An 18,937-nucleotide genomic window follows, 5' to 3' on the forward strand; every position below is an offset into this window, starting at 1 on the left:
AGATCGCCAACATCGTTGAGCCCAAGCTGCCGAAGTACGAGGGGTAGTCATGACCAATCCGCAGCAGTCGGCCGGTCAGCAGGGGGACCTGAGCCAGTACAACAACCAGTACAACGGCTACAACCCGACCGGCGGCGGGAGGTACTCGTCCCCGGAGGAGGCGGCGCGGCAGCAGCTCATCGCGGCCGGGTATGACGAGAACAGCAGCGGCTTCTGGCAGGCCGTCACCAACGTGGCGGCCAAGATCAAAGGCCAGATGACGGCCGACCAGCAGCGCAGTCAGCAGACTCGCCAGCTGGGCCAGAACGTCGAGTACCGCACGGGCCTGTCACCGTCGGGCACCGACTACATGGGTTTCGACCACGCAGCCCTCAAGGACATGGTCCAGACCGTCAACCCCAGCCAGGTGACCGGGGTATCGACGGCCTGGAACCAGCTGGCCAACGCGATGGCCACGTTCGGGCAGCAGCTCGGGCAGGCCGCGACCAAGTCCGGCGCCACGTGGAAGGGCGACGCGGCCGAGTCGGCCTACAACTTCGTCAGTGGGCTGGGCACGTGGAGCGACCAGAGCGGCCAGGCGGCGCAGCTGGCGGCGGACCAGGTGTACAACCAGTCCTCGGCGGCGGAGACGGCGAAGAACACCATGCCGGACCCGATCCCGTTCAGCTGGACCGACGAGATGAAGAGCTGGGCCACCTCGAACCCGCTCGACATCGTCGACAACGTCAACGCCTCCTTCCAGAAGCAGCAGCAGAGCCAGGACGCACACGACCAGGCCGCGCAGGTCATGTCGAGCTACGACAGCAACCTGTACACGGCCGCATCGAAGGCGCCGGCGTTCACCCCGCCGCCCACGTTCACCGGGCCGGGCAGCAGCTCGGTGCACGAGGTCGGGAACAGCATCGACGGCACCGGAACCGCCGGCTACACGGGCCCGACCAGCAGTAACGTCGGCACGACGGGGCACACTGGCAGTCTCGCGGGCTCGGCGGCGGGCAACAGCTCCCACTCCATTAGCGGAGACCTGACCGGGCTCCCCGGTCCGACCACGCCGCCGCGCAGCGGGGCGAAGACGGGCTCGGTCGGCAACACGAGCGCCCAGGGCTACCGGCCGTCGAGCAACAACAACTACAACTCGTCCTCGACGTCCGGGCTCGCCAATACCGGGCTCGGCGCGATGGGCGGCATGCCGATGGGCGCCATGGGCGGCGGCTTCGGAGGCGCGGACGGCGACGAGTACTCCAGCAAGGTCGGCCGCGGCGGCAGCGGCTTCGGGCCCGGCGGGTCGAGCAGCGGCTCCGCGGCGAGCAGCGGCAGCGCGGGCGGCCAGAGCGGCGCACGTGCCGGCGGCGCGGGCGCGGCCGAAAGCGCGGCGGGCGGCAGTGGGCGCAGCGCCGGGGCGGCGGGCCGCAGTGGCGCGAGTGGCATGGGCCACGGCGGCAAGGGCAAGGGCGAAGAGGACGAGGAACACCAGCGTCCCTCGTGGCTGATCGAGCCCGACCCGGACGACGTGTTCGGCACCAGCGAGCGCACGGCCCCGCCCGTCATCGGCGAGTAAGGCGCAGGGGCTCGGGGCCCGCAAACTCAGTGCAGACCGAACACCTTGCCCTTCCGCTGCAGGTCGTCCACATAGGCGACCGCGACGTGCGCGAAATTCACGCTGACCTTCGAATCCTCCTTGGTCTCGAACGATTCGACGGAACCGTGTTCCAGCAACAGGGGCAGTTTCTTCGCCACCTCGTCGGCATCCTCCGGGCGCAGGGCGAACACCAGCGGCTCGCCGGGGCTGGCGAGATGCAGGACGAGGGCGGGTTTCGTGTCGGCCATGAGTCCAGAACAGCAGCTTCCGATCTTGCCCGGCAAGCCGGTTCGCTGAGGGGAGAAAACCCGGCCCCGAAAGAGATCACCGGGTGGAAAGCCGACGAGTACGACTTCTCGCCCGGCCGGATCGGCTAGCGTGCAGCAGGCAATGGGAATCCGAGGGGGATCGAATGCCACACCAGTTCTCGCTGTCGTTGGCGGCGCTGGACATTGTGCTCGAACGGCTCAGGCTGGGGCGGGCACCGGCGCCGTTCGAGGTGCCGCACATCGGCACCACATTCGAGCAGCGGGCCCAGGTGCGCGACGCCGTTTTCCGTGACCTGGAAGCAAAAGGCCTGGCCCGCGGCGGCCGGCTGGACCCGGATGCCGAACTGGCCGTCCGCACCTTCGTGACCGCGCCGGTGGCGCTCACGGCAGTCGCGCAACTGGACCGAGGCAAGCAGCTTTTCGCCAGGGCGGCCACCAACGGCCAGTATGCCGTCGTCGTCCGTCAGGACGAGAATCTCGTGATTTTCCAGGAATTCCGCCCGACCGCGATCGTGCCGGGAATCGTCGACCTGGTGCCGCCGACGCCGCCCGCCGCGGGCCAGTCAGTCACGGTGGCCAAACCCGCCGCCAAACCGAGTGGCAGGCACCGGCTGGACGACAGCGGATACGACCCGTTCGCGGCCGTTTCCAAGCCACGATCCACGGCGCCGAGCCAGCTGCGCATGGTCGAGCGGATCTTCCAGAAACCCAAGCTGCGCATCGGTCAGTTCTCGGCGTTCGTCGCGGACCGGGACCGCAAGGCCCGCCACCTCACGCCGACGGCCTGGTTCGATACCGAAGAAGGACGCTACTTCGTCACTTCACGCCTGGCCGAGGACGGTCAAAGCTGGCTCACGTACGCTCCGGCGGACAACGCGCGCATCGTCCACCACCTGCACGACCAGCTGCGGAATTACCTCTAGAACCGGAAAAAGCGTTCCCGCTGCCCCTGGCGGACCAGCCGCAGCCACTGCAGGAAAGCCTTCGGATCCTTTTTCACGCCGACGAAGTACAGCCCGAACCGGAGGACCTCCAGCGCGCCGATCTTACGCATCCCTGGCTGGGACAACAGGTATCCGCGGTTGCGGTACGTGTAGTACCGCTTTACCTCGTTCTCCGGGTCCTGCGCGTGGAACCGTCCGCCGAGCATCGGTTTGAACTCGTCCGAGCCGTCCGGATGCAGGTACGAAACCTTCAGCGAGGTGCCGAACGGCAGCCCGGACCGGACCAGCCGGCGGTGCACCTCGACCTCGTCGCCGCGGAAGAACAGCCGCAGATCCGGCACACCCACCACGTCGAGTGTGGAGGCACGGAACAGCGCCCCGTTGAACAGCGAAGCGATCCCGGGCAGGAAGTCGGTGCCCAGCTCCGCCGAGGACCGCTTCCAGGTCAGCCCGCGGCGCAGCGGGAAGGCGAGCTTCGACGGCGTCTCGATGTTGGTGACCACCGGCGAAACCTCCGCCAGGCCACGCGTCTCGGCCTCTTCGAGCAGCACCTCGAGCACGGTCTCGTCCGCTGGGCGGCCGTCGTCGTCGGCGAGCCACACCCAGTCCGCGCCCAGCGAAAGCGCGTGCAGCATCCCCAGCGCGAACCCGCCGGCGCCACCGAGGTTGCGGTGGGACGGCAGGTACGTATGGGGCAGCGGGTAGGACTCCACGACCTCACGCGCGGGCTGGTCCGGGCCGTTGTCGACGACGATCAGGTGCTCGACCGGGCGGGTCTGCGCGGCGATCACCTTCAGCGAGTCCGCGAGCAGCTCGCGCCGGTGCCGGGTGACCACGACGGCCACCACGGCGCCCTTGCCGAGCGGTGCCTGCTCGGGACTGCTCATGCTCACTCTCCGCCTTTGACTGTCACCACGTGCTCGGCCCCGATCCGCTCGGCGGTCTCCGCGCTGATGCTTTCGTACGGGTCACGGCCCTTGTACGCGGTCAGCACCTCACGCAGCGAGCCCTGCATGCGCATCCGGCCCTCGTCCATCCAGATGGCCGACGTGCACAGCTCCAACAGTAGATCGTCGGCGTGTGAAGCGAACACAAGCAGACCGGAGCGTCGCACCAGATCGACGAGGCGGTCACGGGCCTTGTTCAGGAACGCGGCGTCCACCGCGCCGATGCCCTCGTCCAGGATCAGGATCTCCGGGTCGATCGTGGTGACCACACCCAGCGCGAGGCGCACCCGCATACCGGTGGAGTACGTGCGCAGCGGCATCGACAGGTAGTCGCCGAGCTCGGTGAAGTCGGCGATGTCGTCGACCCGCTTTTCCATCTGCCTGCGGGTCATGCCGAGGAACAGGCCGCGGATCATGATGTTCTCGTAGCCGGAGATCTCCGGGTCCATCCCGATGCCGAGGTCGAAGACCGGGGCTACCTTGCCCTCGACCTTGGCCGAACCGCGGGTGGGCTCGTAGATGCCGGACAGCAGCCGCAACAGGGTGGACTTGCCGGCACCGTTGTGCCCGACCAGCCCGACCCGGTCGCCGTCGCCGAGTGTGAGCGACACGTCCTGTAGCGCCTCGATCACCGGCACCTTGCTTTCGGTGCCGATCTTGCCGCCGACCTTGCCGAGTACCCGCTTCTTCAGCGAACGGGTCTTCGCGTCGAAAATCGGGAAATCGACGAACGCGTTCTGTACGTCAATGCTGACCATGTCTAGTTCTCACACCCAGTAGGAGACGCGGGCCCGGTAATTGCGCATGGCGATCAGGGCGAGGGCCCAGCCGACCACGGTGATTCCTCCGACGACGACCCAGCTCATCGGGTTGACCGCCTGTCCGATCAGCGGAGCTCGCAGGATCTGGACGTAGTGGTAGAAGGGGTTGAGGTGCACGATCGGCACCACCCAGGAAGCCATGCCCGAGCGGGCGCCGTGCCCGTAGAGCTGGTCGATCGGCCACACGATCGGCGTCATGTAGAACAGCAGCTGGATCAGCGAGTTGATCACCTGCGGAATGTCGCGGTAACGGGTCGAGATGATGCCCAGCAGCAGGGTGAGCCACCACGAGTTGAACGCCAGCAGCACGAATGCCGGAATCGCGGTCAGCGAGTACCAGCCGAGGCCGGGGTGACAGATCGGCGTGTCCGGGCCACAGGTGCCGCTGGTCAGCCCGTATTGGTGACTGAGGCTGGAGAAGAAAATGATGTCGATGATCACGACGACGATGAGGTTGTGCGCGAACATCAGGGTTTGCCGCCACACCGTGCGCAGCGCGTAGACCGTCAACGGTGCCCGGATCTGCTTGATGAGACCTTCGTTCGTGATGAAGGTTTCCATGCCCTCGGACAGGCAGCCGCTGATGAAGGTCCAGACAATGAACCCGGTGGAGATGTAGGGCAGGAACGTCGAGGTGTGCAGGCCCCACAACTGCGAGTAGAGCAGGCCCAGTCCGAGTGAAATGACACCCTGGCTGATGGTGATCCAGAACGGCCCGATCACCGACCGGCGGTAGCGCTGTTTGATGTCCTGCCAGCCAAGGTGGCTCCACAGCTCGCGCTGGCTGAAGCCCTCCCTGATGTCGCCGAAGGCACGGCCGAACGTGCGGCTGTCCGAAGAGGGCGGCACCCGCTTCTGGCTGTCTGTCACAGGATCACTGGCCTTGTCGACCGTGCTGGTGGCGTGCACGAGGCCAAGGGTAGCGACTGCGGCGTGTCGCTCCCCGTCAGGGAGGCTGCAACCCTCTGCTTGTCCGAAGCGTCTCTTTCATTGGGTCGGTGATCTCTCAGCGTCTTGTCGCGGTAGCGTGTGGGCGGTCGTCTCGGTGGGGCGGGTAGCCTCAGATCGAGAATGTTCGCAGCTCAGCGCCTTGAGCGTGGGCCGGTCCCTGTTGGCTGTTCGACAAGTTCAAATTCCCATGGAGCGGGGTGCTAACGGCATGACCCAGGTGGCCGAGTCGGAACGACGAGCGGAACGCCCCGGCGAGGAGCCGGCGACGCGACTGCTTGCGCAGCGGACGTTTTTCACCGCGCGCGCCTTTCCCGCGCCTGACGGAATGTATGCCGCCGCCTCGGTCGGTGCGGCGAATCTCGAACGGGAACGCGTGACGGTCGAACCGCACGCCATGGTCACCACGAACACCTATTTCGGCCGTTTTCCGGCGAGTTACTGGCAGCGCTGGACCGATCTGAAAACGGTCGACGTCGAGGCCACCGTCACCGGCTCCGGCAAGCTGACCGCCAGCGCGGCCGACAGCAACGGTGACGACCGCTCGGTCACCAGTGTCACGGTCAACGACGCGAAGGCGCAGACGGTCCGGCTGACCGCCCCGATCGACAGGTTCGTCGACGGCGGGGCCATCTGGCTGGACATCGAGACCGGCAGCGAGCGCCTGGTCGTGGAGAACGTGCGCTGGACCGTCGAGGCCCCGCAGGCCGTGCGCCCGGTGTCCGTGGTGATCTGCACCCACAACCGCGCCGACTACTGCATCGAAACGCTCACCGAGCTGGCCGAGGACGACGTGGTCCGGGAGTACGTCGCGGCCGTGCACGTCACCGACCAGGGCACCGACGCCGTCGAGTCACGGGAGAAGTTCGCGTACGTCAAGGAGCTGCTCGGGGACAAGCTGCACTACGTCCGCCAGCCGAACCTCGGTGGCGCCGGCGGCTTCACCCGCGGCATGTACGAGGTGCTCGAGGGCGAGGGCGGCGAAGACGCGCACGTCCTGCTGATGGACGACGACATCAAGCTCGAGTCCGACACGATCCTGCGGATCAGCGCGTTGGCCAACAGCACGGTCGAGCCGATGATCGTCGGCGGGCAGAACCTCTGCGAACTGCACCCCGGCCAGCTGTTCGTGGACGCCGACATCGCGAACCTGCCGAAGCTGCGCGCGGGCATCGACCGCACCGATTCGCTGTCCCAGCGCTCCATGCTGGAGCACAACCAGGACAAGCGGGTGGACGCGACGCACAACGCGTGGTGGTGCTGCCTGATCCCGGCCGAGGTCGTGCGCGCCGTGGGCTACCCGCTGCCGATCTTCTTCCAGTGGGACGACGTGGAGTACGGCCTGCGCGCCCGCTCCGCCGGCTTCTACACCGTGACCCTGCCCGGCGCCGGTGTCTGGCACCAGGACCTGCACTGGAAGGGCTGGGACGACTGGGCCCGCTACTTCCACTACCGCAACGGGCTGATCACCGCCGCCCTGCACGGCCAGCTGCAGTCGAACGCGATGTTCCAGTTCCTGCTCAACGAGTTCATGGAAACACTCGCCTCGATGCAGTACGGGCTGGCGGCCACCATGATCAAGGCGATCGAGGACTTCCTCGACGGGCCGAAGACGCTGGCCGACGGCGGCGCGAACGTGGTCCCGGCGGTGCGGATGCTGCGCGCCGAGTACCCGGAGACGCACATCGTGCCCGCCGCGCGCACCGGCGTGAACGCCGACTACATCCCGATCGCGCGGCCGGGGTTCACCCCGTCGAAGCCGATCATGGTGCTGCTCAAGCGGTTGGTCTACCAGTACCTGGACAAGCCGGGCCGCGGCGCCGCGATCCGCGCCGGGGACGAGCACTGGTGGCACGTGTCGTTGTTCCGCACGGCCGTCATCACCGACTCTTCGCAGACCGGCGTGCGGGTGCGCAGGCTGGACAAGCGGCTGATGCTGCAGCTGGGCAAGCAGGGGCTGCAGGTGCTGTGGCGGCTGCGGCAGAACGCCGACGCCACCGTGCGCCAGTATGTCGACGCCCAGCGTGAACTGACCAGCAAGGAGAACTGGGAGCGCCTGTTCGGGGGCCAGTGACCCGGACGGGTGGCCGCCTTCCGTACGCTCTCCGGCGTGGCTGAACGCGAAGGAACCCGGGTACTCGCCGTCGTGCCCGCCCGCGGCGGGTCGAAGGGTGTGCCCGGGAAGAACCTCGCGAAGGTCGGCGACGATCCGCTGATCACGCGGGCGGTCCGGGCGCTGCGCAACGCCGCGGGCGTGGACCAGGTCGTGGTCAGCACGGACAGCATCGAGATCGGTTCGGTCGCCGAGGCGGCCGGGGCCACTTTCCTGCCGAGGCCGAACGAGCTTTCGGGCGATCGCGTCTCTTCGGAGGCCGTGCTGCTGCACGCGCTGGACACCTACGCCGAGCAGCACGGCGCAGATCCGGACGTGGTGCTGATGGTCCAGTGCACCTCGCCGTTCATCGGCACCGAGACCATCGAGGGCGTGGTGTCGCTGATCCTGGACGACGGCTGGGACTGCGCGTTCACGGCTGTCCGGGTGCACGAGTTCCTGTGGCGCCGGGACGCCGAAAACGCCGCGGTGGCGGTGAACCACGACGCCGCGGTCCGCCCGTTGCGACAGCAGCGCGAGCCGGAGTTCCGCGAGACGGGCGCGGTGTACGGGATGCGCGTGGCGGGTTTCCGTGCCGCGCGGCACCGCTTCTTCGGGCGGATCGGCCTGGTGGAGATGCCCGCGACGCACGCCATCGAGATCGACACCCAGGAGGACCTGGCGATAGCTCGTGCGCTGGCGGGGTCGATCGATTCCCCGCGCGGCAGCGAGATCGACGTGGACGCCGTGGTCACGGATTTCGACGGGGTGCACACCGACGACCGCGCGCTGGTGCTGCAGGACGGCACCGAGGGCGTGCTGGTCAGCCGGTCCGACGGGGCAGGCGTGGCCCGGCTGAACAAGGCCGGGATCCCGTTGCTGATCCTGTCGGTGGAACAGAATCCCGTGGTGGCGGCGCGCGCGAAGAAACTCGGCGCGCAGGTGCTGCATGGGGTCGGGGACAAGGCGGCGGTGCTCAAGACGTGGCTGGCCGAGCAGCGGCTGGATCCGGCGCGCGTCGCGTACGTCGGTAATGACCTGCGGGATCTGGACGCGATGGCGATGGTCGGCTGGCCGATCGCCGTGCAGGACGCGCGTCCCGAGGTGCGCCAGGCGGCGCGGCTGGTGCTGAACCGGCCCGGTGGCTTCGGCGCGGTCCGCGAAGTGGCCGATCTCGTCGTGCACGCAGTCGAACGGAGGAACGGACAATGACTTCTGCCGTGCGGATCGGTGACCGCGAGGTCGGCGAAGGTCACCCGGTGTACACGGTCGCGGAGATCGGGATCAACCACAACGGCGACGTCGAAATCGCCAAGCAGCTGATCCAGGTCGCCGCGAGCACCGGCGTGGACGCGGTGAAGTTCCAGAAACGCACTCCGGAGATCGCGACCCCGCCGGACATGCGGGACACGATGCGCGACACCCCGTGGGGCGAGATGACGTACCTCGACTACCGGCACCGGGTGGAGTTCGGCATCGCGGAGTACGAGGAGATCGACCGGTACTGCAAGGAACTGGGCATCGCCTGGTTCGCTTCTCCTTGGGACGTACCGAGTGTCGAGTTCCTGGAGAAGCTCGACGTCGTGACGCACAAGGTCGCCTCGGCCTCGTTGACCGACCACGAACTGCTGAAAGCCTTGCACGACACCGGTAAGCCGATCATCGCCTCCACTGGTATGTCCACAATGGAGGAGGTGGACGCGGCGGTGGCCTTGCTGGACAAGGACAATCTCGTTCTGCTGCACACCACGTCCACGTACCCGTGCCCGCCGGAGGAGGCGAACCTGCGCACGCTGCACACGCTCGCCGATCGCTTCGGGGTGCCGATCGGGTATTCCGGGCACGAGCGCGGGCTGCAGGTCTCGATCGCCGCCGTGGCGATGGGCGCGTGCATGGTGGAACGGCACGTGACGCTGGACCGCACGATGTGGGGCTCGGATCAGGCCGCTTCGCTGGAGCCGGAAGGGTTGCGCCGCCTGGTTCGCGACATCCGCAACGTCGAGGTTGCGCTCGGTGACGGCGTGAAGCGGGTCTTCCCCGGTGAGGAAGCTCCCCGGCGTCGGCTCCGACGGGTCTGAGGACGATCTTCGCATTTGGTTGGCTACAGTCGGCGGGCAACTCGGTGAGAGGTGGATGCCTTGCACGTCGTGGAAGCCGTGCCTGAGCAGACGGACGCGGGGGCGCAGCTCGACGTGTTCCGGGATCTGCTCCTGGCGTACGGGCGAGGGCAACGCGCGGATACGGTGACGGTGGTCGGGAACGCCCCGATGCCGCCCAGCGCGGAACGCGCCGAGCTGATCGACGGTAGCGATCTGGTGCTCCGGATGACCACGTTCGCGCTCGACGAACCCGGCGCGGAGCCCGCTTACGGGCGCAAGACCGACGTCGTGGTGCTGCACCGCGGTGTGCTGGTCAGCCCGCACACCTTCGCCGACTACACCTCGCGGCTGTACCTGCTGGCCGAGCCGGGCCGGTTGCACTGGGAGCCCGAGGTGATCCCGGACTGGTGGCCGGACGACCTGGGTTTCGTGCCCATCCCGAACCGCCCGTTCGTCAAACAGCTGGGGCTGCTGCTCGGGCTCGATCCCGCCGAGGCGAGCTGGGCCACCACCGGCACGCTCGTCGCGTACCTCGCGGTGCGGCTGTTCCCCGAGGCGAAGATCCGGCTCACCGGGTACTCGATCATCGACGATCCCGATCAGACCACCTTCGCGCATGCGTGGGGAGAACGTGTGAACGTCACCGGCGATCACAAGCTGCGCGCGGAATCGGCGCTGCTGAAGTCGTGGAGTGACGAAGGAAGAATCGAGTTGGTTCGGTGAATGCCGTGAAGAAACTGGGGAAGGCGGCCGCGTTTCCGCTCTGGAAGCGGCTGCGCTGGCGGATCGAGCAGGTGACCGACGAACGGTTCGGCCCTCAGTTCGACCAGCTGCGCGGAGAGCTCGCGGACCTGCGCGGGGAGTTGCACGCGGTGCGGGACGAGCTGCGCGGGCACACCGATCGCCGGGTCGACGAGCTGGCCGGTCATTACCGTTGGCACGACGACGAACTGCGCCGGATCGCCGCGCACGTGGCGGCCATGGAGCCGCGGTTGGCGGGCCTGGAAAAGCCGTCGGGCAACGCGAACGGGACGCCGGACGTGGACGAGGTACGGGACGAGCATGCTCGCGCCCGCGCCCGGTTGTCCGCGGTGGCGCAGTACGAAGAGCGCCTCGCCCGAGTGGAAGAGGCCCTTACGCAAAATGGCGGTAGTAACTGAGCTCAGACCCGACGCCCCCAGCGCACGCCCCGCGATCGGTCGCGGGGCTTGGCTGGCGGGTGGCCTGCTAGCCGCTGTTCCTGTTGTCGTCACGCTGTTCTGGAGCGGGCTGAATCTCGACGTCCGGTTCGTGCTGGGCTGTTTGCGGACCAGTGATGTCGGTCCGGCCGGGGTGTTCGTGCACCGGCCGCTCGCGTACCGGCTGATTCTCGCCCCGACGAATCTGATCCCGTCGGAAACCCTGATCCGGTTGTGCGCACTGGTCATCGTCGCGCTGGTCGCGTTATGGCTTCGCGCCGCGCTCCGGCGTCCGGAGGCTTCGCTCATCGCCGGCACGGTCGGGCTCGCGTTGGCGCTCTCGCCGAACTGGGATTTCCTGCAGCCGGAGTGGATGGCCGGGGTGTTCGCCACCGCCGCGGTCGCCGGCGCGTTGTGGCCGAAAAGGCTTTGGCTGTCGGCGGTTCTGGGCGGGCTCGGGCTTTCCCTTGCGGTGCTGGTGAAGTACACGACCGCGCCGACGGCGTTGCTGGCCATCGGTGTCGTGCTGCTGATCGACCGGCGGCGCGCGTTGTGGATGACGGTGGCGGCACTCCCGATCGGTGGCGCGCTGTTCGGTCTCGCCGTGCTCGTCGAACCCCGGGAATGGCGCTGGTTTCACGAATTCTCCGCGCTCAACGGGAATTCTCCACTCAGCGGCGGGAAACTCGACCTGTTCGACCTGATGCGCACGGTCGGCAACGAGGCGTTGCAGAACCCGTTGTTCGCGCTGTTGCCGGTGAGCGTGGTGGTTTTGCTACGGCTGCGGCGCGGCTGGTGGCCACTCCTGCTCGCGCTGGGCGTGCTCGGCGTCCTGACCACGACTTTGTTGCAGGCGCAGTGGTTCATGTACCACCTGACGTCGTTGCTGCCGCTCGCCGCGGGAGTCTGGGCGCTGGCCGTCGGACGTTGGTACACCGAGCACGGCCGTCCGCCGTGGACGCTGGTCACGGTCACCGCCGTGCTCGCCGTGGCGCAGCCGTTGGTGGCGGCGCAGCCGCACGAATGGCGGACCACGCACCAGATCCTGGCCTACTCGGCGCTCACCGGGATCGTGCTGCTCGCCTGTGCTGTGGCGGCGGTGGAGTCCGCGCGCGGCGGGCGGCCGCTGTTCGCCGTGCCGTTGCTGGTCGTGGTGGCGGCGCTGTCGGTGCAGGTTTGGCCCAGCAGCCCGGATTCCTTCGACTTCGGCGCCAGGGACAACCGCAACACCGATCGGGTCGCCACCGGGGACCGGCTTGCCGCCCAGCTCCCGGCTGTCCGCGACCGGATCGGCGCGGACACCGAGGTGCTGTACCTGGCCTTCGGCGATGTGCCCTACTTCTTCGGCAACCCCACGCCCTGCCGGTACCCGTCGCCGACCTTTCTCCAGCGCAGCGCGGGTGTCCCGGCGCTTCGTGGGCTGGACAGCTACGCGGAGAACGTGGCCTGCCTGACCGATCCCGCCGTGCGCTACCTCGTGCAGGTGCCCGGCTGGCTCGACCTCGACAAGCTGGACCCCGAGGTGGCACAAGCGATCCGCGACACCTACGACTGTTCGGCCCCGTTGCGGACCGACAACGTCGAAGTGTGCCCGCGCCGCTGACTACAGGTACTGGCCGGTGCCGCTGATCCCCGGCGTCGGCTGGTGCCCGCTGCCCGCGGACGAACCCGGCGGAAGGCCGCGGCGCATCTGCTCCAGCTGGACACGTGCGGCCATCTGCTGGGCGAAGAGCGCGGTCTGGATGCCGTGGAACAGCCCTTCGAGCCAGCCGACCAGCTGCGCCTGCGCGATCCGCAGCTCCGCGTCCGACGGGGTGGAGTCATCGGTGAAGGGCTGCACGAGGCGCTCGAGCTCGCTCTGCAGCTCCGGTGCGAGCGCCTGCTCCAGCTCCTTGACCGAGGTCTGGTGGATCTCGCGCAACCGGTTCCGGCTCGCGTCGTCCAGCGGAGCGGCGCGCACCTCTTCCAGCAGCTGCTTGATCATCGTGCCGATGCGCATCACCTTGGCCGGCTCTTCGACCAGGTCACCAACCGACTCCTGGTGCTCGTCCTCACCGGAGCCGATGCGTGCCGTCCCCACCGGGGAACCGTCGGGGCCGACGACCACAACGTGCTGTGGCTGGTCGTCCGAGAGGTCGCTTTCGTAGTTCGGCTGGGTCATGGTTCCATCCTGGCCTGGTCGGCGTCACAAGGGTCTGACACCTGCGAGCCTAGCCTCATCGGTGGTGTGCCCGCCGGGGTAGACGCCAACCCCGAACGCGCAGCGAAATTACCCCTCCGTACGGTGTCTCACATGGCGTTCGACGTCGCTCGAATTCGTGGGTTGTTCCCCGCGCTGGGTGACGGCTGGATCCACTTCGACGGCCCTGCCGGAATGCTGGTACCCGAACAGGTGGCCTCAGCCGTATCCACGGCGATGCGTGCCCCGGTATCCGGACCCGGCGGCGCATTTCCGGCATCCCAGCGCGCGGAGAGCATCGTGACCGCGGCCAGGCGCGCGGTGGCCGACCTCGTCGGCACCGACCCGGCCGGCGTCGTGCTCGGGTCGAGCGCGGCGGTCCTGCTGCGCCGCCTCGTGGACGCGATGTCGGAGCGCTGGCAGCTCGCCGACGAAGTGGTCGTGTCCAGGCTCGACGAGAACGCGAACCTCGCGCCGTGGCGGCACGCGGCGAAGCGGATCGGCGCGATCGTGCGCTGGGGCGAGATCGACATCGAGACCTGTGAACTGCCCGCGTGGCAGTACGAAAACCTGGTCGGCCCGCGTACCAAGGCCGTCGCCATCACCGCCGCCTCCGGTTCCGTCGGCACTCGCCCGGACGTGCCCACGGTCGCGGAGTTCGCCAAGCGCGTCGGCGCGATGGTGGTGGTGGACGCCAGCTACGCGGCGCCGTTCATCCCGCTCGATCTGCCCGCGCTGGGTGCCGACGTGGCCGTGGTTTCCGCGCAAGCGTGGGGCGGCCCGGCAGTCGGCGCGCTCGCCTTCCGCGACCCGGAGATGTTGGAGCGCCTGCCTTCCGTGTCCCTGGAGCCCGGCGCCCGCGGCCCCGCCCGGCTCGAAGTCGGCCCGCACGCGTACCCCTTGCTCGCCGGGCTCGTCGCGTCGATCGACTACCTCGCCGGCCTCGACGACGCCGCGACGGGCTCTCGCCGCGAGCGTCTCGTCACGTCGCTCGGCTCGGCGAAGTCCTACCACGCCGGACTGCTCGCGCAGCTGACCACGGAACTGCGGTCGCTGCCGCACGTCATGGTCATCGGCGACGCGATGCGCCGGATCCCCGCGCTGGCCTTTGCCGTGGCGGGCAAGAAGGCCTCCGAGGTCGCGGACTTCCTCGCCTCCCAGGGCCTGTGCGCCTTCGCCGACGACGGCACCAGCGGCGTGTTCGCGGCGCTCGGCGTGGGCGAGGTCGGCGGCGCCGTGCGCATCGGCCTCGCCCACTACTCGAACGTCTTCGAGATCAACCAGCTGGTCCGGGTGCTGGAAGAGCTTCGCTAGGAACCGCTCGTCAGCAGGATCTTGCCGAACACGCCGCCTTCTTTGAGCGCGCGGTGCGCGTCGGCGGCTTCGGCCATCGGGATCGCCTGGCCGATCACCGGCTGCACGATGCCCTGTTCGACCAGCGGCCACAGCCGCTCCCGCACGTCCGCGACGATCCGGCCCTTGTCGTCCACCGGCCGGGCGCGCAGCGTGGTCGCGGCGACGCGGGCGCGTTTGCCCGCCAGGATGCCGATGTTCAGCTCGCCCTTGATCCCGCCCTGCATCCCGATGATCGCGAGCCTGCCGCTGGTGGCCAGCGCGTCCACGTTGCGGCCGAGGTACTTGGCGCCCATGTTGTCCAGGATGACGTCCGCGCCACCGGTTTCCTTCTTGAGCTCCTCGACGAAATCCTGCTCGCGGTAGTTGATCGTGAGGTCGGCCCCGAGCTGGCGACAGCGTTCCAGCCGGTCCGCCGAGCCCGCGGTGACCGCGACCGTCGCGCCGAGTGCCTTGCCGACCTGGATCGCGTGGGTGCCGATCCCGCCCGCGCCGCCGTGCACGAGCAGCACCTCGCCCTCGCGCAGACCGGAGTCCATCACGACGTTCGACCAAACCGTGCAGGCGACTTCGGGCAGCGCCGCGGACGCGACGAGACTGACCTCGCCGGGCACGGGAAGCAGCTGTACCGCGGGCACGACGACCTTTTCGGCATAGCCGCCGCCGGCGAGCAGCGCGCACACCTCGTCGCCGACCTGCCAGCCCTCGACGCCTTCGCCGAGCTCGGCGATCGTGCCCGAGCACTCCAGTCCCATGATGTCGCTGGCACCCTTCGGCGGGGCGTAATTGCCCTGGCGTTGCAGCAGATCCGCCCTGTTGACGGCGCTGGCTGTGACGTCGAGGAGTACTTCGCCCATACCGGGGACGGGATCGGGCACCTCGGTCCATTCGAGGTTTTCCGGGCCACCTGGTTCACGGATCGTGATCGCACGCATGGGCCGACCCTATCTGCGCGATACGTCCGAACGCAGGCTTGTGCAATCGGATGTTCGGGACGAAAGTGATCATTCATGTCACTCTGGGGAAAGCGCATTGTTCCGGCAATCCTGCTCATACCGGCACTCGTCCTGACCGCCGCCCCGGCGGTTGCCGCCCAGCAGTCGTTACCCGATCAGCTGGTCAAGAAGGTCGCGGTGGCCGGCATCAACCGGCACCTCATCGCGCTGCAACGCATCGCCGACACCCACGACGGCACGCGAGCGGCGAGTACGGACGGGCATGCCCGGTCCGCCGAGTACATCGCGGGCAAACTCGAAGCCGCCGGCTACTCGGTGACCAGACAGGAGTTCCCGTTCGTCTACACCGAGACGCTCGCCCAGCACCTCACGGCGGGTGGTGCGGACGTGCCGATCATCGCCATGACCTACAGCCCGTCCACGCCGGAGGGCGGGATCACGGCCCCGCTCGCGGCGATTCCACCGGACGCCACCCCCGGCTGTGAAGCGGCCGACTACGGTGCCGCCACCGGCAAGATCGTGTTGGTGCAGCGCGGTTCCTGCACGTTCGCCGCCAAGCAGCAGGCCGCCGCCGAGGCCGGTGCGCTCGGCGCGATCATCTACAACAATGACGAAGGCAGCCTGAACGGGACGCTCGGCGACCCGGCGGACGCGCGGATCCCGACCGGCGGCGTCAGCCGCGCCGACGGCGAGGCGCTCGCCGCGCTCGATGGCACGCCGGTGACCCTCGAACTACGGCAGCTGCGGGAGAACCGCAGCTCGTACAACGTGGTCGCGGAGACCAAAACGGGCCGTAAGGACAACGTGGTGATGGCCGGGGCGCACCTCGACAGCGTTCCGGACGGACCGGGCATCAACGACAACGGCAGCGGTTCGGCGACGCTGCTGGAGACGGCGCTGCAGCTCGGCGGCAGCCCCAAGGTGAACAACGCGGTGCGGTTCGCGTTCTGGAGCGCGGAGGAGTTCGGGCTCGTCGGTTCGACGTACTACGTGGACTCGCTCGGTTTCGAGCAGCAGCTGGACATCGCGCTGTACCTGAACTTCGACATGATCGGCTCACCGAACGCGGCCTACTTCGCCTACGACGGCGACGATTCCGACGGCGTCGGTGCCGGCCCGGGCCCGTACGGTTCGGCGCAGATCGAGAAGACGTTCGTGGACTACTTGTCCACCCGTGGCATCGCGACCGAGGGGACGGACTTCGACGGCCGGTCCGACTACGGCGAGTTCATCGCGGTGGGCATCCCGGCGGGCGGTCTGTTCACCGGCGCCGAAGACCTGAAAACCGAGGCGCAAGCGGCGAAGTGGGGCGGACAGGCCGGGGTGCCCTACGACCCGTGCTACCACCAAGCCTGCGACGACCTGGGCAACGTCGACCGCACCGCGCTGGATCGCAACGCCGACGCGGTGGCCTTCGCGCTCGGGACTTACGCGCTGAGCACGGAACCCGTCAATGGTGTGGCCCCCGGGAAGGCGGGTAAGAAACCGGCCCGGGCCGCCGCGAAGGTGGCGCGAGCCGACGCCGCTTAGCCGAGGTTGTTGGTGCCGAAGGTGTCACACCTCGCAGGATCACCCGTGGTGAAGCCTGTGTTGAACCACTTCTCGCGCTGCGCGGACGTGCCGTGGGTGAACTGCGAGGTGTCCACCTTGCCGCTGCCGAGGTTCTTCTGGATGTAGTCGTCGCCGATGCGGGAAGCGGTGTCCAGCGCGCGCTGGACGTCGTCCTGGGTCACGTCCTGAATCAGCGGTTTGCCGCTGGACGATGGGGTGGTAGTGGCGTGGTTGCCCCATACGCCCGCGTAGCAGTCGGCCTGCAGTTCGAGACGGACCGAACCCGAGGTCGGCCCGCTGCCGCTGCCCACGCGGTTCGAGGTGCCCAGCTGGTTCTGCACGTGGTGGCCGTACTCGTGCGCGAGTACGTACGCCTCGGCGAAGGGCCCGCCCTCGGCGCCGAACCGGGTCTGCAGTTCCTGGAAGAAGGAAAGGTCGATGTAGACCTCGGAGTCGGCGGGGCAGTAGAAGGGGCCGGTGTCGGAGGTGGCGCTGCCGCAGCCGGTGCGCACGCCGCCGTTGAAGAAGTTGGTGGTGGCCTTGCGGTAGGTGCGGCCGGAGCGGGCGAACTGGCCGTCCCAGTAGTCCTGGATCGAGTTGATCATCGCGACCACGGCACAGTCGTGATTGCTGTTGGCGTCCGCGCCGGTGCGGCATTCCGAGGCCAGGGAGCCGTTGCTGACCTGCTGGCCGGAGCCGAGCTGGCTGAGCCCGGTGGCGCCGCTGCCGGCGGGGCTGAGGCCACCGAGCTGGCTGAGCACGAAGTAGATGATCACGCCAACCACGCCGAGCCCGCCACCACCGAGCACGACCCGGCCGCCGATACCACCACCCCCGCCACTGCCGCGGAGATCGGAGACCTCGGAAGTGTCGAGCCCTGCGTCGTCGTCGAACCTCATGGTTGCGGGAGCATACCGACATGAACCTGGGTGCGGTCCACGCTGGAACCGCACCCAGGATTCTTCGAGGTTGTCATCTTGTGTCGGCGGTTGGCTGCCTCTCGGGCCGACGACTCGCGTTGCCGGTGCTGCACGGAGACAGCACCTGGAGGCAGGCTAGAACGTCGCCGTGATGCGCGAGAGGTTTATCGAGCGCATGGCGTTGACACCCGTGCTGCTCACAGTCGCGACCGGGTTGCTTTTGCTGCATCCCAGCCGTGGGTACACAGCCGGCAGTCAACCGCGAGGGGATCATTCGCCATTGAATCACCTGGCCTCTCCCGGTGGCGGCCCCGCGAGGCACACCCGGCGATGTGCCGCCTTCTCGGAACCGGTCCTCCGCTGTCAACCAGGATGCGCCTTTCCACGCCGAGTCTCAACCATTCCGTTATCCCTCTTCCGGGCATAATCGCGGTTCCCGGATAAGGTTCCGGGTCATGGGTGACGTGCGTTGGCTGGACGACTCCGAGATGCGCGCGTGGCGGTACTACATCGTGGCCACGATGGGGTTGCGCCAGCGGCTGCATCGGGAGATGAGCGATGCCAACGGGATCTCGCTGACCGACTACGAGGTCCTCGTCGTACTGGACGAACGCGGTCGCACCCGGATGTCGGAGCTGGCGCTCATGCTCGGCTCCACCAAGAGCAGGCTGTCGCACCAGGTCGGCCGGATGGAAGACGCGGGCTACGTGCAGCGCGTCCCGGACCCGGAGGACAAGCGCGGCGTGGTCGCCGAACTGACCGCCGCCGGCCACGACATGCTGGACAAGTGCGCGCCCACGCACGTCGAAGGCGTCCGGACGCACCTGATCGATCTGCTGACCCCCGAGGAGCAGACCGTGCTGGGCGGGGTGTTCGAGCGGGTGCAGGAACACCTGAACCGGCTACCCGAGTGACGGGCTACCCTGCACCGTAGGGAAGCGTGGCAGAGCGGCCGAATGCACTCGCCTTGAAAGCGAGCGTCGGGCAACCGACCGGGGGTTCAAATCCCTCCGCTTCCGCGCTTGTGACCAGGGGGTTTGCCGGGTCGGGCATCTTCGATCGACGTTGCGGCATACGCCCTGGTCTCATCTGCCGTCCTGA

General features: G+C 68.2%; 18 protein-coding genes and 1 tRNA gene. 12 read left to right on the forward strand and 7 right to left on the reverse strand.

The window, feature by feature from the left end; all coding sequences use genetic code 11:
• Window positions 1-49 precede the first annotated feature (49 nt).
• Window positions 50-1,558 carry a PPE domain-containing protein gene (locus tag VHD82_RS25980; RefSeq protein ID WP_325709263.1) on the forward strand — a complete coding sequence of 503 codons (1,509 nt, stop codon included), beginning with the start codon at window positions 50-52 and terminating at the stop codon, window positions 1,556-1,558.
• A 26-nt stretch (window positions 1,559-1,584) separates the two neighbouring features.
• Here VHD82_RS25980 and VHD82_RS25985 read toward each other — a convergent pair whose 3' ends face one another.
• Window positions 1,585-1,827: a hypothetical protein gene (locus tag VHD82_RS25985; protein WP_325709266.1), complete on the reverse strand. Its 243-nt coding sequence runs from the start codon at window positions 1,825-1,827 to the stop codon at window positions 1,585-1,587.
• A 164-nt stretch (window positions 1,828-1,991) separates the two neighbouring features.
• Here VHD82_RS25985 and VHD82_RS25990 point away from each other — a divergent pair, with 164 nt between their 5' ends.
• Window positions 1,992-2,771: an ESX secretion-associated protein EspG gene (locus VHD82_RS25990; protein ID WP_325709269.1), complete on the forward strand. Its 780-nt coding sequence runs from the start codon at window positions 1,992-1,994 to the stop codon at window positions 2,769-2,771.
• Here VHD82_RS25990 and VHD82_RS25995 read toward each other — a convergent pair.
• Genes VHD82_RS25995 through VHD82_RS26005 form a run of 3 tightly spaced genes read right to left on the reverse strand, consistent with a single transcriptional unit; the run spans window position 2,768 to window position 5,469 of the window.
• The gene (locus VHD82_RS25995) at window positions 2,768-3,679 is read right to left on the reverse strand and encodes a glycosyltransferase family 2 protein (RefSeq protein WP_325709272.1); all 912 of its coding nucleotides are present in this window, start codon (window positions 3,677-3,679) and stop codon (window positions 2,768-2,770) included. The two genes, VHD82_RS25990 and VHD82_RS25995, sit on opposite strands and share 4 nt — an antisense overlap.
• Before the next feature lie 2 nt (window positions 3,680-3,681).
• Complete coding sequence (locus VHD82_RS26000) at window positions 3,682-4,497, reverse strand: ABC transporter ATP-binding protein (RefSeq protein WP_325709275.1); 816 nt, start codon at window positions 4,495-4,497, stop codon at window positions 3,682-3,684.
• Between the two features lie 9 nt (window positions 4,498-4,506).
• The gene (locus VHD82_RS26005) at window positions 4,507-5,469 is read right to left on the reverse strand and encodes an ABC transporter permease (protein WP_325709278.1); all 963 of its coding nucleotides are present in this window, start codon (window positions 5,467-5,469) and stop codon (window positions 4,507-4,509) included.
• Window positions 5,470-5,719: 250 nt separating this feature from the next.
• Here VHD82_RS26005 and VHD82_RS26010 point away from each other — a divergent pair, with 250 nt between their 5' ends.
• The 6 genes from VHD82_RS26010 to VHD82_RS26035 all read left to right on the forward strand — a co-directional run bounded on the left by VHD82_RS26010 (window position 5,720) and on the right by VHD82_RS26035 (window position 12,480).
• Window positions 5,720-7,582: a glycosyltransferase gene (locus VHD82_RS26010; RefSeq protein ID WP_325709281.1), complete on the forward strand. Its 1,863-nt coding sequence runs from the start codon at window positions 5,720-5,722 to the stop codon at window positions 7,580-7,582.
• A 36-nt stretch (window positions 7,583-7,618) separates the two neighbouring features.
• Window positions 7,619-8,812, forward strand: coding sequence for an acylneuraminate cytidylyltransferase (locus VHD82_RS26015; protein WP_325709284.1), 1,194 nt, complete (start codon window positions 7,619-7,621; stop codon window positions 8,810-8,812).
• Window positions 8,809-9,678 (forward strand): N-acetylneuraminate synthase family protein, encoded by an 870-nt coding sequence (locus VHD82_RS26020; RefSeq protein ID WP_325709287.1) that lies wholly within the window; start codon window positions 8,809-8,811, stop codon window positions 9,676-9,678. The genes VHD82_RS26015 and VHD82_RS26020 overlap by 4 nt, the downstream gene beginning before the upstream one ends.
• A gap of 69 nt (window positions 9,679-9,747) precedes the next feature.
• A complete protein-coding gene (locus VHD82_RS26025; RefSeq protein WP_325709431.1) occupies window positions 9,748-10,422 on the forward strand; it encodes a hypothetical protein in 675 nt (224 codons plus the stop codon).
• 5 nt (window positions 10,423-10,427) lie between these two features.
• Window positions 10,428-10,859, forward strand: coding sequence for a hypothetical protein (locus VHD82_RS26030; protein ID WP_325709290.1), 432 nt, complete (start codon window positions 10,428-10,430; stop codon window positions 10,857-10,859).
• The gene (locus VHD82_RS26035) at window positions 10,843-12,480 is read left to right on the forward strand and encodes a hypothetical protein (protein ID WP_325709293.1); all 1,638 of its coding nucleotides are present in this window, start codon (window positions 10,843-10,845) and stop codon (window positions 12,478-12,480) included. Before VHD82_RS26030 ends, VHD82_RS26035 begins: the two co-directional genes overlap by 17 nt.
• On the opposite strand, the gene VHD82_RS26040 is transcribed toward VHD82_RS26035, so the two are convergent.
• Window positions 12,481-13,038: a bacterial proteasome activator family protein gene (locus VHD82_RS26040; protein WP_325709296.1), complete on the reverse strand. Its 558-nt coding sequence runs from the start codon at window positions 13,036-13,038 to the stop codon at window positions 12,481-12,483. It abuts the gene before it with no gap.
• A gap of 132 nt (window positions 13,039-13,170) precedes the next feature.
• Here VHD82_RS26040 and VHD82_RS26045 point away from each other — a divergent pair, with 132 nt between their 5' ends.
• Window positions 13,171-14,370 carry a cysteine desulfurase-like protein gene (locus VHD82_RS26045; protein WP_325709299.1) on the forward strand — a complete coding sequence of 400 codons (1,200 nt, stop codon included), beginning with the start codon at window positions 13,171-13,173 and terminating at the stop codon, window positions 14,368-14,370.
• Here the strand turns inward: VHD82_RS26045 and VHD82_RS26050 are convergent.
• Complete coding sequence (locus VHD82_RS26050; RefSeq protein WP_325709302.1) at window positions 14,367-15,344, reverse strand: NAD(P)H-quinone oxidoreductase; 978 nt, start codon at window positions 15,342-15,344, stop codon at window positions 14,367-14,369. The genes VHD82_RS26045 and VHD82_RS26050 overlap by 4 nt on opposite strands.
• Window positions 15,345-15,419: 75 nt before the next feature.
• On the opposite strand from VHD82_RS26050, the gene VHD82_RS26055 reads away from it, so the two are divergent.
• Window positions 15,420-16,895, forward strand: a complete 1,476-nt coding sequence (locus tag VHD82_RS26055; protein ID WP_325709305.1) for a M28 family metallopeptidase — start codon at window positions 15,420-15,422, stop codon at window positions 16,893-16,895.
• Here VHD82_RS26055 and ypfJ read toward each other — a convergent pair.
• Complete coding sequence (gene ypfJ, locus VHD82_RS26060; RefSeq protein ID WP_325709308.1) at window positions 16,892-17,815, reverse strand: KPN_02809 family neutral zinc metallopeptidase; 924 nt, start codon at window positions 17,813-17,815, stop codon at window positions 16,892-16,894. The two genes, VHD82_RS26055 and ypfJ, sit on opposite strands and share 4 nt — an antisense overlap.
• A gap of 476 nt (window positions 17,816-18,291) precedes the next feature.
• On the opposite strand from ypfJ, the gene VHD82_RS26065 reads away from it, so the two are divergent.
• Both VHD82_RS26065 and VHD82_RS26070 read left to right on the forward strand, forming a co-directional pair.
• Window positions 18,292-18,750, forward strand: coding sequence for a MarR family transcriptional regulator (locus VHD82_RS26065; RefSeq protein ID WP_325709311.1), 459 nt, complete (start codon window positions 18,292-18,294; stop codon window positions 18,748-18,750).
• A 20-nt stretch (window positions 18,751-18,770) separates the two neighbouring features.
• Window positions 18,771-18,855: transfer RNA gene (locus VHD82_RS26070), tRNA-Ser, on the forward strand.
• Window positions 18,856-18,937 lie beyond the last annotated feature (82 nt).

Origin of the sequence: Amycolatopsis sp., assembly GCF_035546795.1 — a bacterium.
Lineage (GTDB): Bacteria > Actinomycetota > Actinomycetes > Mycobacteriales > Pseudonocardiaceae > Amycolatopsis_E.

Excerpts from the sequence above, each read along its gene's own strand:
- VHD82_RS25980 (WP_325709263.1), top strand. The coding sequence starts at position 50 with ATGACCAATCCGCAGCAGTCGGCCGGTCAGCAGGGGGACCTGAGCCAG.
- VHD82_RS25985 (WP_325709266.1), bottom strand. The coding sequence starts at position 1,827 with ATGGCCGACACGAAACCCGCCCTCGTCCTGCATCTCGCCAGCCCCGGC.
- VHD82_RS25990 (WP_325709269.1), top strand. The coding sequence starts at position 1,992 with ATGCCACACCAGTTCTCGCTGTCGTTGGCGGCGCTGGACATTGTGCTC.
- VHD82_RS25995 (WP_325709272.1), bottom strand. The coding sequence starts at position 3,679 with ATGAGCAGTCCCGAGCAGGCACCGCTCGGCAAGGGCGCCGTGGTGGCC.
- VHD82_RS26000 (WP_325709275.1), bottom strand. The coding sequence starts at position 4,497 with ATGGTCAGCATTGACGTACAGAACGCGTTCGTCGATTTCCCGATTTTC.
- VHD82_RS26010 (WP_325709281.1), top strand. The coding sequence starts at position 5,720 with ATGACCCAGGTGGCCGAGTCGGAACGACGAGCGGAACGCCCCGGCGAG.
- VHD82_RS26020 (WP_325709287.1), top strand. The coding sequence starts at position 8,809 with ATGACTTCTGCCGTGCGGATCGGTGACCGCGAGGTCGGCGAAGGTCAC.
- VHD82_RS26035 (WP_325709293.1), top strand. The coding sequence starts at position 10,843 with ATGGCGGTAGTAACTGAGCTCAGACCCGACGCCCCCAGCGCACGCCCC.
- VHD82_RS26040 (WP_325709296.1), bottom strand. The coding sequence starts at position 13,038 with ATGACCCAGCCGAACTACGAAAGCGACCTCTCGGACGACCAGCCACAG.
- VHD82_RS26045 (WP_325709299.1), top strand. The coding sequence starts at position 13,171 with ATGGCGTTCGACGTCGCTCGAATTCGTGGGTTGTTCCCCGCGCTGGGT.
- VHD82_RS26050 (WP_325709302.1), bottom strand. The coding sequence starts at position 15,344 with ATGCGTGCGATCACGATCCGTGAACCAGGTGGCCCGGAAAACCTCGAA.
- VHD82_RS26055 (WP_325709305.1), top strand. The coding sequence starts at position 15,420 with ATGTCACTCTGGGGAAAGCGCATTGTTCCGGCAATCCTGCTCATACCG.
- ypfJ (WP_325709308.1), bottom strand. The coding sequence starts at position 17,815 with ATGAGGTTCGACGACGACGCAGGGCTCGACACTTCCGAGGTCTCCGAT.
- VHD82_RS26065 (WP_325709311.1), top strand. The coding sequence starts at position 18,292 with ATGGGTGACGTGCGTTGGCTGGACGACTCCGAGATGCGCGCGTGGCGG.